Origin of the sequence: Paenibacillus sp. J5C2022 (assembly GCF_025567625.1) — a bacterium.
Classification (GTDB): domain Bacteria; phylum Bacillota; class Bacilli; order Paenibacillales; family Paenibacillaceae; genus Pristimantibacillus.
The window spans coordinates 134,825-150,931 of sequence record NZ_JAOQJC010000010.1 but is presented as its reverse complement, the minus strand read 5'-3'; the positions used below and the strand labels follow the sequence as shown (position 1 = coordinate 150,931).

General features: G+C 50.6%; 11 protein-coding genes. All 11 read right to left on the bottom strand.

Annotated elements, in window-relative coordinates; translation table 11 throughout:
• Positions 1 to 240 precede the first annotated feature (240 nt).
• Positions 241 to 606: a transcriptional activator HxlR gene (hxlR, locus tag M6D81_RS10445; RefSeq protein WP_262676861.1), complete on the bottom strand. Its 366-nt coding sequence runs from the start codon at positions 604 to 606 to the stop codon at positions 241 to 243.
• A gap of 134 nt (positions 607 to 740) precedes the next feature.
• Positions 741 to 2,336 (bottom strand): response regulator, encoded by a 1,596-nt coding sequence (locus M6D81_RS10440; RefSeq protein ID WP_262676821.1) that lies wholly within the window; start codon positions 2,334 to 2,336, stop codon positions 741 to 743.
• Positions 2,333 to 4,096, bottom strand: coding sequence for a cache domain-containing sensor histidine kinase (locus M6D81_RS10435; protein ID WP_262676860.1), 1,764 nt, complete (start codon positions 4,094 to 4,096; stop codon positions 2,333 to 2,335). Before M6D81_RS10435 ends, M6D81_RS10440 begins: the two co-directional genes overlap by 4 nt.
• Before the next feature lie 38 nt (positions 4,097 to 4,134).
• On the bottom strand, positions 4,135 to 5,730 hold the full coding sequence (locus M6D81_RS10430; protein ID WP_262676819.1) for an extracellular solute-binding protein: 1,596 nt from the start codon (positions 5,728 to 5,730) through the stop codon (positions 4,135 to 4,137).
• Between the two features lie 57 nt (positions 5,731 to 5,787).
• The gene (locus M6D81_RS10425; RefSeq protein ID WP_262676818.1) at positions 5,788 to 6,657 is read right to left on the bottom strand and encodes a carbohydrate ABC transporter permease; all 870 of its coding nucleotides are present in this window, start codon (positions 6,655 to 6,657) and stop codon (positions 5,788 to 5,790) included.
• A complete protein-coding gene (locus M6D81_RS10420) occupies positions 6,658 to 7,566 on the bottom strand; it encodes an ABC transporter permease (RefSeq protein WP_262676817.1) in 909 nt (302 codons plus the stop codon).
• A gap of 116 nt (positions 7,567 to 7,682) precedes the next feature.
• Positions 7,683 to 9,170, bottom strand: coding sequence for a glycoside hydrolase family 3 protein (locus tag M6D81_RS10415; RefSeq protein WP_262676816.1), 1,488 nt, complete (start codon positions 9,168 to 9,170; stop codon positions 7,683 to 7,685).
• A 902-nt stretch (positions 9,171 to 10,072) separates the two neighbouring features.
• Positions 10,073 to 12,484: a hypothetical protein gene (locus M6D81_RS10410; protein WP_262676815.1), complete on the bottom strand. Its 2,412-nt coding sequence runs from the start codon at positions 12,482 to 12,484 to the stop codon at positions 10,073 to 10,075.
• Positions 12,485 to 12,521: 37 nt separating this feature from the next.
• The gene (locus tag M6D81_RS10405; RefSeq protein ID WP_262676814.1) at positions 12,522 to 14,132 is read right to left on the bottom strand and encodes an extracellular solute-binding protein; all 1,611 of its coding nucleotides are present in this window, start codon (positions 14,130 to 14,132) and stop codon (positions 12,522 to 12,524) included.
• A 46-nt stretch (positions 14,133 to 14,178) separates the two neighbouring features.
• A complete protein-coding gene (locus tag M6D81_RS10400; protein ID WP_262676813.1) occupies positions 14,179 to 15,075 on the bottom strand; it encodes a carbohydrate ABC transporter permease in 897 nt (298 codons plus the stop codon).
• Positions 15,076 to 15,100: 25 nt separating this feature from the next.
• Complete coding sequence (locus M6D81_RS10395; RefSeq protein WP_262676812.1) at positions 15,101 to 16,051, bottom strand: ABC transporter permease; 951 nt, start codon at positions 16,049 to 16,051, stop codon at positions 15,101 to 15,103.
• Between the last annotated feature and the right edge of the window lie 56 nt (positions 16,052 to 16,107).

The following is a 16,107-nucleotide window of genomic DNA, read 5'->3' as shown; positions in this document are numbered from 1 at the left end:
TCTTGCTTACGTTTTTAGTGTAGTTGGTTTGAAGCTGAGGCAAAATAGACCTTTGGGCGGTTCTGAACTGGACTTTGGTCGAATCGCTCGCCCGTCTATAGACGCGGCAACAAACAATCGCCTTTTCCGTGCAATCCGATGCTGGCGAGACCGATAAGGCCAATGTGCAAACGGTCTTTGGCATAAAAAATAACGCATAGCAAGCCGCTATGCGTTATCGTCGTATATGCAAATCGTCTGTTATTTCGTGGAATCCTTCACCTCGACCTCATGGTCGATGACATGCTCGCTATAATGCTTGCCCCACTCGTACATGGATTCCAGGATCGGCATAAGGGTGATTCCGTGCTCAGTCAAGGAATATTCCACCTTCGGCGGCACGACCGGATACACCTCGCGGTGTACGATGCGGTCTTCCTCCAGCTCGCGCAGCTGATTCACCAGCATTCTCTGCGTAATTCCCGGCATGAGCGACTTCAGCTCGCCGAATCGCTTGGTCCCCTCTCTCCCCAGATGCCACAAGATGAGCATCTTCCACTTGCCCCCGATGACGGCAAGCGTCAATTCCTTCTCGCAGCTGTACGTTTTGCCGCACACATGTCCCATGCCCTTCACCTCTTGCTCTGCATAGTATCGTGTCATCACTATATCATGTGCGGGAGCAGAGAGGCAAAGTCGTTCAGCAGTGAACGATTGCAAAGCTCAGCATCTCGGCCAACTTGGAGAATGATAGCCTGCATCTATTGATATTCTGACGGACTCTTACCCGTATATTTCTTGAACACTCTTGCGAAATAGCTTGGGTCCTTATACCCCAGACGATCAGCTACTTCATATACCATCACTCGTTCAATCTGAAGAAGATGAATAGCTCTCTCCATCTTCTTCCGCATGACGAAGTCGGAGAACGATTCGCCCGTTACATCACGGAACAACCTGCTGAGATATGACGCATTGACATATACATGATCTGCCGCAGCCTCCCGGGTCACTTGGTCATAGATGTGCCTATCAATATATTCCTTCGCCTGCTGCACAATCTTCGTCTTGCGGTCGGAACGATATCCCTCATAGGCTCGACTCAGGTCAATAAAGCGCTCCAGCCACCACTCTTGCATCTCGTCCATGGAACGAAATAACTCAGGCTCTCGCCACTTCTTCATATTCTCCTTATCAAGAAAAGCACGAATCGTTTTCCCTAGACGATGGGTCAGACCTGTGAACAAGCCGATGAATTGGAAGGAGACCTCATCAGGATAGGCCAGAGGCTTCTGACTCTTCCACTTGTCGAACAGTCCCTTGATGCTTCTCTCGATGTCCGCAATATTATTCATCTCTACCGCATGTGCCAACAGCGTCTGCTCAGACTCGTAGAGCACGGCAGCCGCCTCTTCTGAATCGGCATGCACCATACGTTCATGAAGAATCAAGTCCGTACCGAAGGTCAGCTTCAGCCTCAGCAAGCGCCTCGCTTCCTGGAAGATACGGGGCAATTGCCGGATATGTACGGCTTCAGGCCCTATCCCCGCAGTGACGCTGACATTCAGAATTGCACTAACTTTAACCCTTGCTCTATCCGCCCATAACATGACATCCTCTACCAGATCGCTCGATACCGATTGATAGATGACAACGGTCTGGCCGTCGCCCCTTTGATATACAATTCCTATCTGCTCAGCAAGCTCGCTTACGATATTATGCATAGCGAACTCCAGCAGCTTGCGGTCGGAGATCGAGTAGTTGCCCGCCTCGCTTATATCCAGCTCGAAGAGCGCCAAAGCAGCAGAATTGTCGAAATCATAAGCAACCCCCAGAAAAGCGAAAGTTTCCTGCAGCGCCTCCTCCGAAAGCGGAGCATTGCCGCTTAGCCAATCGTCCAGGAAAGTATTGTACAAAACAGGCAGATGGCTTTTCAGTTTCTCTTCCAGCAGATGAATCTGCCGCCCCTTCAACCGATCTTCTCTCCAGCTCCGAACTACCTGCTCCAGTTCTGCGTGAAATTGCTTCTTGCCGATTGGCTTGAGCAGATAATTCGTCACTCCAAGTGCTATACATCGCTGAGCGTATTGAAATTCGTCATGGCCGCTGATGATCAGCACCTTAGTATCCGGCTTTCTCTCCATGATCGCCTCTGTCATGGCGAGTCCATCCATAACCGGCATGCGGATATCCGCAACGACAAGGTGGGGCTCGCACTGCAGGAACAACTCCAGACCTTCCAGTCCGTTCGCAGCGGTTCCTGCCAGCTCAAGACCATACTGCCCCCAGTTGACCAGCTCGGCTAATCCCTTCCTTACCTTCGGCTCATCCTCTACGATGATCGCTCTCATCTTCATGCACGTTCACCTCCCAGCCGCTTCAATCGTATTCGGACTGATACACAGGTCCCCTTCATCGGCTCGCTCCGGATTTCAAAGCTCATATCGTCGCCGTACTGTATAAGCAAGCGTTGGTACAAATTGCGCAATCCGTATGTTGTACCGGAGACGCCATCCTCACGCATAATTTCTTTCATCAAGCGGGACAATCGATCCCTTCCTATGCCTATCCCCGTATCCGTCACGGTAAAGCATGCAGCTTCATGCTCACGGTAGATGGCAATCGTCAGCTGGCAAGGCTCAGCCGCCCTCTCAAGACTGTGCACGATCGCATTCTCCACAATCGGCTGCAGCATCAGCTTCATAATCTTGATATCACGCAGCTCCTCGTCCACTGCCCAAATAACCTCAAATTTATCCGTATGCCGGAACTGCTGGAGACGCAAATAATAGTCGAGATGCTCTACACTTTCCTTCACACTTACGTAATCCTTGCCGCGGCTAAGGCTCAATCTGAAAAATCTGGACAGGTCCAGCACAACTTCGCTGATCTCCTCCAATTCTCTCTCCTCGGCAATCCAATAAATAGAATCTAGCGTATTGTACAAAAAGTGCGGATTGACTTGTGACTGAAGAAATTTCAGTTCAATATCCTTCTTATGCAATTGCTCTTCATAAATCGTCTTGCGCATGCTCTGCTCATTATGAACCATATCATTGAACCTCTTCTGCAGATAACCCAGCTCATCCATTCGATCAATAGGAATAGGCTTGAAGGACAATCCCTTCTCAATCTGAACCATACTCTGAATTAACCGTTTGATCGGATTAAAAATTTGCATATAGAGCAATCCGAACGTGAACAGCATAATTACCGCTAACAATGAAAAAATAACGACCACCACACGTTGCATGATCAGAACATCGTACATAATCTCTCGATAGGGAATAATGAGGCTTGTGGTCCAGCCTGTCACATGCGAAGTTTTGTTCACGACAATATACTTCTGTCCCATGACAGCAATGGAGTCGTAAGCCTTCTTCGCGATCGGCATCTTGTCCAGTTGCTCCTCTGTCAATCTTGCCGTATAGAAGACCTTGCCCCGCTCATCGCTTATGGCAATCCCTGTTCCCTGCCAGAGCTTTGCGCTTCCGGTATACATATCCAGTATCTTTTTATTGAAATTAATGAGCAGGATATGTTCCTGGTTCCGACCCGGCAGCTTGCGCATCACACTAATCATGGAGCGCCCTCTAACGGCATAGTCGGGCACAACCCCCTTTGCGTCCGCTATCATGGTCAACGGCTCAGTACTGCTTCCGATCACCTCTTCCCATTCCTCTCTGTCTGAGGACATATTGAATATGCCATCCGTCGTCGACAGGATTTTACGCGACCCCATGTTATAAATAGCAACGGAATCTATATTCTGATTCATGGCGGAGAAGCTCTTCAGCTTCTCCAGCAGCTGCACCATGGACCATACCGAACCGGGCGAAGAGAAGTCAGAATGCTCGCGAAGCAGCTTGATCAAGTTGCTGTCAATCGCGATCGTATCCGACAGCCGGATATGATTCTCCATATATAAATCCACATGATTGATGATCATATCCATCGTTTGCATCGCTAATGCGCTAATCTTATTTTCCAGCACGGACTGGAACCACATGAACAAGGTGAACAACAGTACAGAGAATAGAAGAAGATGCCCGATAACGATGACCATCAGCTTGTTCTTGATCGTTGAATGGTTCCGTTTATTAAGCATCTTCTTCATTGTCAATCACCGTGCCTTCCGGTTGTTATGGAGCGCTTTTACTTGGAGCTCGTATACCATTCCTGTACTTCCTGTGTAATGACTTCCCCGCCCTTGGCATTGTATTCTTGAACGAATTCGTCGAAAGCATCGACGGGCAGCTCGCCGACAATGATCTTCGTGAATGTCTCGCTTCTTAATTTCTCCAGACTGCTCATGTTCTCAATCATTGAAGGTGTCGGAGCACCCATGAACAGATTCGGAATCGCATACTGAACAGAGTGCATAATGGTGCCGACTAGATCGAACTGGGCCCCAAGAGACTCCATCTTCTTCTCGTTCAATTCCTTAGGCTGCATGTACATGAGCTGTTGGCGGTAGCCATATTTATTATGATTCTCGAAGTTCAATGCATATTTGCCATCAACGATATCATACAGCACGCCTTCACCCAAATCCCCGAATCCGAATACGAATTTATCCATCGCGTCCGGTACAGCCATCCAGTTCAACATCTTCAATATAGCATCCGGATGCTTGGCTTGACTGCTGATGACGGCAATTGATTTGAAGTAGGGCCCGCCGAACACACCTTGCTTGCCGTTCGGACCTGTCGGAGGAGCGATTGCAATCCATTCCGCATTGGGATCGTTCTGCACGCTCGTGTTAATCTCGCCGCGCGGCGCCGCCCAGCTGCCTTCGAAGATGCCGGTCTGGTTATTCGCAACCTTCTCCTTCAATGCGGCAATCTTCGTAATCGGCCATTCGTTGTCGAGCAGCTTTTCCTTATAAAGCTTATGGATGTAAGCAAGCGCATCTTTCATCTCCGGCTGGATATCGGATATCACCAGCTGCCCTTCCTTCTCCACCCAGAAGCCCGGGACGACTCCGAATGCACCGAATAGATGGGACCAGCCGAGCATATTGTCGTAGGCGACCATAGCATAAGTATCATTCTTGCCGTTGCCGTCGGGGTCCTCATCCCTGAACGCCTTGATCACTTGCTCGTAGTCCTCCAGTGTCTTAGGCACATCCAGCTTTAAGCGATCCAGCCAGTCCTTGCGTATATACAGATTGTCTGTAGCTTTGTTCCCGTCATTCAAGACAGGAATCGCGTATATCTTTCCATTATACTTTACTGCTTCCCATGATTCAGGATAGACGGCGTTCATAATGTTGCTGTACGGATCGAGCTTGCCATCCAATTCCATTAACGCTCCAAGCTCGGCATTCTCCATCAGCCAATTCTGATAGCTGGAAGGAATCAAGAACAGGTCGGGAATATCGTTGGAGGCGATCTTCAGATTCAACTTGCTCATGAATTCATCCGGAGCTGACGGACCGTAATCAATCTGAAGATCGATATTGTTTTCTTTCTCTATCATTTCTGTCCAGGGATTCTCGTTAATGTCTTGTCCCTCGGGGAACTTGGCTCCTCCCATCATGAACACCTTAATGACGGCGGGCTTATCTGAACCATTTTTATCCGTCGAATCGCCTGTTCCTTTCTCACCTGCAGTTGAACCTTGCCCAGTCGACGATGCGTCCTTATTTGTGTTGCCGCTAGGGGAGTTCACTTCGTTGCCGGAACTGCAGCCTGCCGCAAGGACAACAGCAAGAATAAAAGCCAGAACAATTATTGTCATTCTCTTCATCGATATAGACCCTCCTCTATTCATCTATCACTTCACCGATTACTATCGACACGTCGTTCACTCCTTGATCGCTCCAAGCATGACACCCTTAACAAAAAATCGTTGTACAAACGGATAAACAACAATCATCGGCAGAACACTCGCTATAATCGTCGCAGCCTTCAGCGTCTCCGGAGCTACCAAGAATAATCCGGTAAGATTGGTCATATCGATATTCGAATCATTCAGTACGATTATATTGCGCAGGTAGACCTGAAGCGGAATGAGATTCGGATTGTTGATATACATGACTGCGTCAAAATAAGTGTTCCAGTGCATGACCGCATAGAATAAACTCAATGTGGCCATTGCCGGCATCGACAGCGGTACATAAATCCGAAACAATATTGAGCCATGAGAGGCTCCGTCGATCTTCGCTGACTCTTCCATGCTGTCAGGTACGGATTGAAAGAAATTTTTCAGCAAGATCAGATTGAAAGCGCTGACAGCTGAAGGCAACAGCAGGGACCATATCGAATCCAGCATCGACAGCTCTTTCAACAACAGGAAGGTGGGAATCAGTCCTCCCTGGAACAGCATTGTGAAGATCACCATATTCATGACAACGCTTCTTCCCGCCAGCCTTCTTCTTGACAACGGATATGCCATCAGACATGTCAGCGTCATATTGATGGCGACCCCCGCAACGGTACGAAGGATCGAGATGCCGAATGCTTGATAGAATGCACTGTCATTGAGCAAGAGACGGTACGCCTCAATCTGGAAATTGATTGGATAGACGGTCACCTGATTCGATACGACGGCAGCCTGGCTGCTGAGCGATTGGGCAAGCACGTGAAGAAGGGGAAACAGAGTAATGCAACCCAGCAATGCGAGCAGACTATAATTCGTCAGATTGCCCATTCTCGCGGACAGAGACGCTCTCATCTACCATAGCCCCCCTCCGCCATAACGCTTGGCAAGAAAATTCGCCATATAAATCAGAATTAATCCAACAGTAGCTTGGAACAATCCAACGGCAGTAGCAAAGCTGTATTTCTGTTCCGTCAGCCCTACCCGATACACGTAGGTATCAATAATATCTCCTACTTCATAGACCAATGGGTTGTAGAGCATAAATACTTGCTGAACCCCCAGTTCAAGAATATTGCCCAGCTGCAAAATGAATAAGATGATTATCGTACTCTTAATGCCGGGTAATGTCACATGCCAGATTTCATGCAGCTTCTTAGCCCCATCCATTCTCACAGCTTCGTATAATGCGGGGTCCACGCCTGCAATAGCCGCAATGTAAATAATCGATGCCCAGCCCGATTCCTTGAGAATATCCGAAATGACCAGAATGCTGCGAAAAAACGCCTTCTCGGCCATAAACATAATCGGCTCTCCTCCGAAAAAAGCAATCACACTATTGACCATGCCCTTAGACGACAGCACTTGTATGACGATCCCGCCGAAGATAACCCATGAAAAGAAATGAGGGATGTAAAATAATGTCTGCGCCGTTCGCTTGAACCATAATATTCTGACCTCATTCAGCATAAGTGCAAGAATGATCGGGACGGGAAACCCGAAAATCAGCTTATACAAACTAATGAGCAATGTATTGCGGAATACGGTGATAAACTCATCATCTTCGAAAAAACGCATAAAATGCTTCAGCCCGACAAATTCGCTTCCCGTTATCCCTTTAAACGGGCTATAGTCCTGAAAAGCAATCATAATACCGTACATGGGCAAGTACTTAAATATGACGAAGTACAATAGACCAGGTATTAAAAACAGGTACAGCATCCAATCCGCCCGTATCATTCGCCCCCATCTTCCTTGAACCATTCGATTCACCTCTTCTCTGTGTACTAGTTCGACGATACGATTGAGTTCATTGTAGAAGACAGTAGACGCTATGTGCAGATGATTACCGTTGCAATTCCCGCACTTATATGACCGGATTATTCCTGCGTCAAATAGCGAGCGGCAGTCTGCTGCAGGGCTGGAGCACGGTCATACATCAACAAGCAGGGGATTCCAATGTCCCGTACATCGTACTCCGAACCGAAGTGAATCCAGAGTCCTCTATTGACCCGCTTCATTTCATTCCTGAAGAGCGAAATCCAGTTATCGGCAATCGGCTTATGATGACATATGGCAAGCATGATATTACGGTCGGGTTGAATGCTCTTCAACTGATTCAGCGCTTCCTCGAAGCTGTCTATCAGGCACTCCTCAATCGTTGGGAGTCTTCTCCGCACACCTTCTGCGAAGACACATAAATGACGATCGCAAATGAGCAGCCATGCTGTGTCGGATTGTTCAAGCAAGACCCCCGCTCTCATGCTTCCTATCGGCGTAGCGGCGAGACTTGCCAATTCGAGAGCTGTCTCTTCCGACTCCCTTTGCTTGAACACCTTTTCTTCATACACCGACGGACGGTACAATTGTGCAGTTAACCGGTACTTTTGTTTCATTCTCTTGATGCGGCCATAGGACTCCTCGATGCGCTCCAGTGGAATTCTCCCCCGTCTTACAGCTTCCACTACGGCTTCCAGCATAGAGGCCGCTTGCTGCACATCTTCCGCAGTTGCCAGCAGTATATCGGCCCCGGCAAGAACTGCCCGTATGCACGCCTCTTCCATCGAGAACTGATTAGTGATCCCCTTCATGGATAATCCGTCCGTGACGATGAGCCCCTGGAACTGCATATTCTTACGCAAAAGCCCCGTCGTTATCTCATAGGATAGAGAAGCCGGCATAAGTGAAGGATCGATCGCAGGAACTGCCATATGCCCTACCATAATGGCATCTGCTCCTTGTGAGATCGCACTGCGAAACGGCACCCATTCCATAGATTCCAACCGCTCCTTCGTGAAGGAAAGCACGGGCAGATCCTCATGAGAATCTACATGGGTATCGCCATGTCCCGGAAAATGCTTAGCTGTAGCTATCATTCCATGTTCCTGATAGCCGCGAATAACAGCATTGCCCAATCGGCTGACTAGCTGCTTATCTGCACCGAATGAATGGGTTCCGATGACCGGGTTTTTGGGATTGTTATTCACATCCACGACAGGGCTGTAATTAAAGTTAACACCTATAGCCAAGCTTTCCATCGCCGTTATCCTGCCCGTCTCGTAAGCCAGGCCTTCGTCCGCCGCCGCTCCGATCGCCCGATTTTTGGGGAAATGAACGGCGCCTTGCACCTTGCAGCCTGCGCCGGCTACGAAATCCGCCGAGATGAACAACGGAATGCCGCTGCCCTCTGTCATGGACAAGCCTTGCAGCTCTGAAGTCAGACTGTGTACCTGCTTCGTATTTTGCAAGCTGGCAGTACCGAGGAACAGTCCTCCTGCTTTTAGTTCTGTCAGTAAAAACCGTGTATCCTCATTCAACGACGCTCCGAAAACAGAGAACGTAAACATTTGGGCTACTTTATCTCTCATCTGCATATCCTGCTTATTCATCAGACACACCATCCGGTTCATTTTATTTTTCAGGGCTCAAGCTCGCCTAGACGAACATTGTCGACATACAGGTGATTGGGAAGCGGCAAATAGTTGCTATTGTTCCTCTGATAGAAATCTATGCGTTTTATAGAGCCCACATCCAGTGCATATGAGTTCCCTTCTCCCAACGTAGAAAAGTAAACGGCACCGGCATGAACAGGCATAAGGGCTAACATTAGTAGTGCCGCCATGATGATTGCTATGCATTTCCTCAAACAAATCATCCCCCAATTCAACATTTGATTTGAACCGCAATGCTATTGTACGGATAGGTGCCGAAAGATTATAGATGAAAATCGTAAGATTTTGCGTAGTATTATGACTTCCTGAAGAAACAAAAAATACGCATAACGGCCTTTAATAGCCGTTATGCGTTATGAATAAAAGTAAGGGGTTATCGCTCAAAATGATCACATAGAATCGGAAAAAGAGAGAAAAGTCTGCGCTATCGCTCATTTTGCTCACATAGCCCCGCCAAGCGTGCCTTGTACCGCCGAAAAGTAGGAGCTATCGCTCAAAATGGTCACATAGAATCGGAAAAATAGAGAAAAGTCTGCGCTATCGCTCATTTTGCTCACATAGCCCCGTCAAGCGTGCCTTGTACCGCCGAAAAGTAGGAGCTATCGCTCAAAATGGTCACATAGAATCGAAAAAATAGAGAAAAGTCTGCGCTATCGCTCATTTTGCTCACATAGCCCCGCCAAGCGTGCCTTGTACCGCCGAAAAGTAGGAGCTATCGCTCAAAATGATCACATAGAATCGGAAAAATAGAGAAAAGTCTGCGCTATCGCTCATTTTGCTCACATAGCCCCGCCAAGCGTGCCTCGTACTGAATGGACCTAAGTGGTAACCTTGGCTTGCACAAGCTCCGCCCGCCCCTTCACAGACACCCTGACGCTGACAACCGGCTTGGGGTCGCCCGTGAACTTGCAGCTGAACGACAACGTCTGGCCGCCGCCCCGAAGCGTCGGAACATCCGCATCCGCCCGCACCTCGGACAGCAGATTCCAGTTCAGATCGTAGATGCGGCCCGTCCGGTCGCCGTCGCATACGAGATACTGATTCGCCCCGACTTCCGTATCGAATGTCATATAGGCGCCGTTCGTATAGAAGGTCGGCCGGAGGATCGATGCATCGTCATTGCCGTACGAAGCGTTCACGCGCAAGCAGAACGCCAACGATTGGGAGTCGTACGGGTTGAAATACGCCCAGTCCGCTCCTCCCGGCTGCCCCGGCTGCAGTTCCTGCGGGTCGCACTCCAGCGGCTGCGAGTAATGAACGGGATACAGCTTCCATGTCCCTTCACTCACCGCTTCAAGATGCCAGTCTCCCCTGGGATCTTGAAGACGTTCCCGCTGCTCCTGCGTGAATGCATTCGCATGCCGGGCCAACTCCCATTCGCGCACCGCGCGAAGCAACGCTTCGCCGTTGCCGATACGCTTCCATACGGCAAGATCGGCGACGAGCGCGAAGCCTGCCCCGAAGCCCGCTGCCTTCGACAGCACCCATTCGATCTCATCCAGCTGCGTCGCCTGGAAACGCTCGGAATGGGCCCGAATAAGGAACCAGCCCAGCATCGGCGGAATGAAATTCCGTTGGAAATAACGCTGATTGCTCAGCCGCCATTCCAGTTGCCCCTCGCGGGTAGCGGCCCCCCAAGGCTCTCCCCAGTTGAATCGCGTGAAGATATGCCACAAGTAATTCGGAACTACGATGCTGGCATCGTTAATGACTTCGTCGCCCCAGCCCTCATGGCACCGCTGGACGAAGCGATTCACGCCGTAGCCGTCCTGTCCGGTGGCGTATACGCCTTCCAGGCCGTCGAACGATATCTGCTTCAGCCCCGTCTTCGCGAACAGTCCGGCAATGCGATCGCTATATCGATCCTGCAATTGATGATTCGGGAAGAAGACGTCGTAGGGATGATCCCATAATCGCTCAATCGCCAAGCCCGCCTGATGCGCCGACACCATAGTGCCGTTAGCTCCGCGCTTCACGCCGAGAAGCTTCCACGGAGCCGATTCCGACACGCCGGCATACTCAATAATCTCATCTCCGATGCGTGCGGAGCGGCGGAACAAGGCGACAGTGAACGGCCCGGGATCATCCACTTCCCATTCATCGCTCGTCTCATGAACGTCCGCGACAAGCGATGCGCTTCCCACCGTCTGCAGATCTCGCGAAGGCTTGGGCGTGACATATGGATCATTGAGCGTCGTGAAGTTGGACAACGTATGGACGCCTACCTTCACCCCTTCGCCCGCCGCATAGTCGACGCAAGCCCGCAAGCCTTCATCCCCGTTCGGGAAGCTGCCCGGCTTCAGAGTGAAGTGTCCCCACTCGCTGAACGGGTCCGGATGGTACACATATGAGAGATTGGCCATACGGGCGTAGCGGACGGCATCGGAGATCGTCTGCTCCGTGAAGTCGGTAATGAGATACGATTGATTCGCTGCTGGAGACGTCTTCCCCCATACGCCTTCAATCATCGGATGAGGAAGTCCCTCTCCCAACTCGATATCCTCAATCGTATGCAGCACATCCACGAACCGGCTTCCGAACAAGGCAATTCCCGTTCCTGCAATAAACGCATCTTCTCCCTCGATAGGCGCCACCGGGATATCCGGCAAGTTCCACACTTTCCGTCGTGCAGCCCGCGTACGATTTCTGGCGTAAGCCTGCAGCATGCTGCCGTCGCCGGTTGGCCAAGCCGCGCACACCTCGTATTTGAATTTATTGTCCGAAGGCTTCCTGCTGTCGGGGTCCGGCATGCCGGCATCGCTGCCTGAATAGGTATCCTGCACGCCTTCCAGCCGATCCAGCTCGACGGGCCAGCCTCCGATCGTCTTCGCGTTCAATGCTTGTATGCCGCATGCGAACTGCCCGTCATGCACGACGCCGACCGACTCCCCGATCGAGCCGCTCAGAGAGGACATATAAGGTCCCCAGATGATCGCATCCGGCTCCTCTCCCGCTATCCCGCTGACTCGAAAGGCGGCATAACGGTCCCGGATCGTAACGGCAATGTCGATTCTCGCGCCGCATTCGGCGAACACGAAGGTGAGCGTATCCACTTCTTCCGCATAGCTCATGGACGTCGGCAATTCCGTCTTGCCTGCTACGGCCGCCCGGATGAATGGCAAGCCACGCTTGCCGGACCGCAGCTCCCGGCCGCTGTCCGCATCCTGCCATTCCACGATTTCCCCGGCTTCATTCAGCCGTATGAGCAGCTTTCCCGCTTGTATATGCATAGTGTCTCCCCACTCCCCGCTTCTGTCATCAATTGGATTACTTTAAGTACTCCTCGTACACTTGCTGAGCTTCCTCCAGCACCTTGTCTCCGCCATTCTTCTTCCAATCCGCTATGAAGTCGTCGAACTCAGCCAGCGACTTGCGCCCGGTAATGAAGTCGATGAAGGTCTGAAGCGTATACTGCTCCAGCTTATCCTGCACTTCGTTATAGACAGGCTTGTTGAAAGGAGCGAGAATATCGATATTTCTCGTCATCGCTTCACGGGTCTGCTGCGCCAGCTGCCGCAATTCCTTATCCGACGTATAGGAAGTCTGGAACTCGTAATCGTTGAACGAGCCTGCCATGGAATAACCGACCAGTCCCGCTTTCTTTCGCTCATCCTCATCGGTATATGGCGCTATAAATTCAACCGTCCCCTGATCGGACAACTTCCAATGGGTATCCTTCACGCCGAAGTTCAACATCTCATACGTCTCCGGATCGAACTGGCTGGCTTCGAATACTTGCATATACTTGATCATCTTGTCGCGGTCGTCCGCCAGCTGCTTGCCGAACATGACGCCGGAGGCGAATGCCGGATTGTATTGCGACAGCCCGTAGCTGCCGTCTGGCCCCTTCACTCCGCCGGTAATGGCAAAGTTGAAGTCGGAATGCTTGCTCTTCAGCTTGTCGTACCACTGCTCGCCCCCGAGGAAAGCGCTGCCGGGCAGGAAAGCCCACCAGTAGTACTCAATGGCGCCGATCTTATCCGTCATCATCTTGTCCTCTACATTCTCGCCCTTGTTCACGACGAACTCGGGATCGATCAATTCATTCTGGTACCAGCGATGCAATACTTCAAGCGCTTGCTTCGCCCCCGGTTCGATCTCTCCCCGCACGATCTGCCCGTCTTTCTCCCGGAAGATGTTCGGATACGCATCGTATGCGCCGAATACGGAGCTGAATATCGCTTCGATGTTGGAGCCTTGGGCCGTTATGCCGTACGTGTCCTTCTTGCCGTTCCCGTCGGGATCATCATGCCGGAACTTGGTTAAGGCGATTTCCATCTCTTCGATCGTTTCCGGCGTTTTGTCGATACCGACGTTCTTGAGCCAGTCTTCACGAAATGCCAGGCCCAGTCCGTCCATGCCGATATCCCAGATGACAGGCAGCCCATAGATCTTTCCGTCTCTTCTCACATACTTGAACGGGTCTTCGCCGAGGAATCGCTTCAGCCATTCCATATATTTCGGCATATGCTCTTCAATAAGCTCTTGCGGAATTTCCGCCGCCACTTCCTGCTGCAGGAATTTGTCATAGTCTGTGAACGACGGTTCTTTCCACCAGTCCGGAATTTCGCCGGAAGCGATTTTCAAGTTCAGCGTCTCCTTCATCGCTTCCCGCGAAGCGTTAATGAAGCCGATCTCTACATCGAACTTCTCTTCCACATAACTGAGTCCGGCCGACTCCGTTACATTCTCATCCAGATTCCAGAAGGTCAGCTTCGTCTTCTCCGCCGCTTGCTCTTCGCCCTTTCCTGTATTCGCAGGACGATTATCCGAGCCGGAGCCGCCGGACTTCTCCCCCGCATTGCCGCTGCATGCCGCCAGCAAGGATACGATCATGACATAACACAGCAATGACTGCCACTTGATTATTTTATTCACTCGAACCACCCTTTCTTCTTTTCATTCATGGATTGCCGTGCATGTACTAGCCTTTGATTGCGCCGATCATGACGCCCTTCACGAAATACTTCTGGATGAACGGATAGACGATCAGCATCGGGATGATCGAAAACATGACGACCGTCGCTTGCAGCTGCCTGCCGGAGAACACCGTTGTCTTTCCGATGTTTTGAATGACGCTGTTAATGTCAGCCATGTTGTTCTGAATAATAATTTTGCGCAGCACAATCTGGAGAACTTGCTTATCGGGATCTGTCACATAGATCATGCTGTCGAACCAGGCGTTCCAATGGCCGACGGCTACCCACAACGCAATTGTCGCCAGGACGGGCTTGGATAACGGCAAGATGATCAGCAGAAAAATTCGGAAGTAGCCTGCTCCGTCCACTCTGGCCGACTCCTCGACCTCCCCGGGAATACCGCGGAAGAAATTCCGCATAATCAACACGTTGAACGCTCCGATCGCCGTCGGAATAACCAGTGCCCAGATCGTATTGAGCATATTCAGCTCTTTGATCAGTAAGTAAATCGGAATCATCCCGCCGGAGAACAGCATAGTGAACAAGATGAAGCCGGTTATCGCGCGATTGAACGGCAGGTCGCTCTTGGCAAGCGGATAAGCCGTAATGGACGTCAAGCAGACAGATAGTGCAACCCCCAATACGGTCCGTACGATCGTATTCCGGTAACCGGTCCATAGCGCATCGAACTGAAAAGCCAGCTTATAGCTTTCGAATGTCAGTTCGCTCGGGAACAGAATCACTCCGGAAGAATAAGCTGCGCTGTCGGCGCCGGCCCCATCCAGCGAGATGACAACTTGCGTCCAGAACGGATAAAGGGTAATGAGCGCGATGCCCGCCAGAATGATCGCCAGCCAGACGTCAATGAGGCGATCGCCGGTTGTTTTCTTCGTATGAATCATCGCTTTCTCTCCTTGCCGGTTATGATTACCACAGAGCGTGCTCCTTGCCGCCGATGAGCTTCACCGCCTTGTTCACGGCAAGAATCAGCAGCAGCGCGACAACCGATTTGAACAATCCGACCGCCGTCGCATAGCTGTAGCTCATCTCGACAAGCCCTTTGCGATAGACGTAAGTATCGATAATATCGGCTACGTTGTATACTTTCACATTGTACATATTGAATATTTGATCGAAGCCCGCATCCAGTATGCCCGACATGGACAAGATCAGCATGATCGCAATGACGGGTGTAAGCATCGGAATCGAGATGTAATACATTCGCTTGAATCTTCCGGCGCCATCCATAACGGCCGCTTCGTGCAGTTGAGGGTCGATATTCGACAATGCGGCAAAGTAAATAATGGAGCCCCAGCCGAACCCTTGAAAAATATGCGTAACGACCAGAATGGTACGGAAATAGCGGTCATCTGCCAAGAAGAGCAGCGGGTCGCCGCCGAACAGCTTGATGATGCCGTTCACTGGTCCGTCGAGCGAGAAAATCGTAAAAAAAATGCCGGCCAATACAACCCAGGATATAAAGTGCGGCAAGTAGGAAACGGTCTGCACCATTTTTTTAAACTTGACACTCGTCATCTCGCTAAGCAGCAGCGCGAATAGAATGGGTACCGGAAATCCGAATACGAGCTTGTATACGCTGATGACGATCGTGTTTTTTAGCACCGTATAGAAATAAGAATCGTGAAGAATGGTGGTAAAGTGATGGAATCCCGCCCAAGGGCTGCTCAGTATGCCTTGCGTAATTTTGAAATCCTTGAATGCCAGCAGCACCCCGTACATCGGCAAATAGTGAAACACGGTAAAGTAGACAACGGCCGGTATCAGCATCATAAACAAAATACGGTATTGTCTGATCTTTTTTCGCCTCTCCCCTTTCATGAGCCGCTTGATTGGCTGCGGTGCTGTTCCCAGCTGCATAGGCACTCCCCCCTCTAATGTTAGCGCTTTCTTGTTCACTTCAAACTTTATCACAG

Excerpts from the sequence above, each read along its gene's own strand:
- M6D81_RS10395 (WP_262676812.1), bottom strand. The coding sequence starts at position 16,051 with ATGCAGCTGGGAACAGCACCGCAGCCAATCAAGCGGCTCATGAAAGGG.
- hxlR (WP_262676861.1), bottom strand. The coding sequence starts at position 606 with ATGGGACATGTGTGCGGCAAAACGTACAGCTGCGAGAAGGAATTGACG.
- M6D81_RS10435 (WP_262676860.1), bottom strand. The coding sequence starts at position 4,096 with ATGAAGAAGATGCTTAATAAACGGAACCATTCAACGATCAAGAACAAG.
- M6D81_RS10430 (WP_262676819.1), bottom strand. The coding sequence starts at position 5,730 with ATGAAGAGAATGACAATAATTGTTCTGGCTTTTATTCTTGCTGTTGTC.
- M6D81_RS10410 (WP_262676815.1), bottom strand. The coding sequence starts at position 12,484 with ATGCATATACAAGCGGGAAAGCTGCTCATACGGCTGAATGAAGCCGGG.
- M6D81_RS10415 (WP_262676816.1), bottom strand. The coding sequence starts at position 9,170 with ATGAGAGATAAAGTAGCCCAAATGTTTACGTTCTCTGTTTTCGGAGCG.
- M6D81_RS10440 (WP_262676821.1), bottom strand. The coding sequence starts at position 2,336 with ATGAAGATGAGAGCGATCATCGTAGAGGATGAGCCGAAGGTAAGGAAG.
- M6D81_RS10425 (WP_262676818.1), bottom strand. The coding sequence starts at position 6,657 with ATGAGAGCGTCTCTGTCCGCGAGAATGGGCAATCTGACGAATTATAGT.
- M6D81_RS10400 (WP_262676813.1), bottom strand. The coding sequence starts at position 15,075 with ATGATTCATACGAAGAAAACAACCGGCGATCGCCTCATTGACGTCTGG.
- M6D81_RS10420 (WP_262676817.1), bottom strand. The coding sequence starts at position 7,566 with ATGGTTCAAGGAAGATGGGGGCGAATGATACGGGCGGATTGGATGCTG.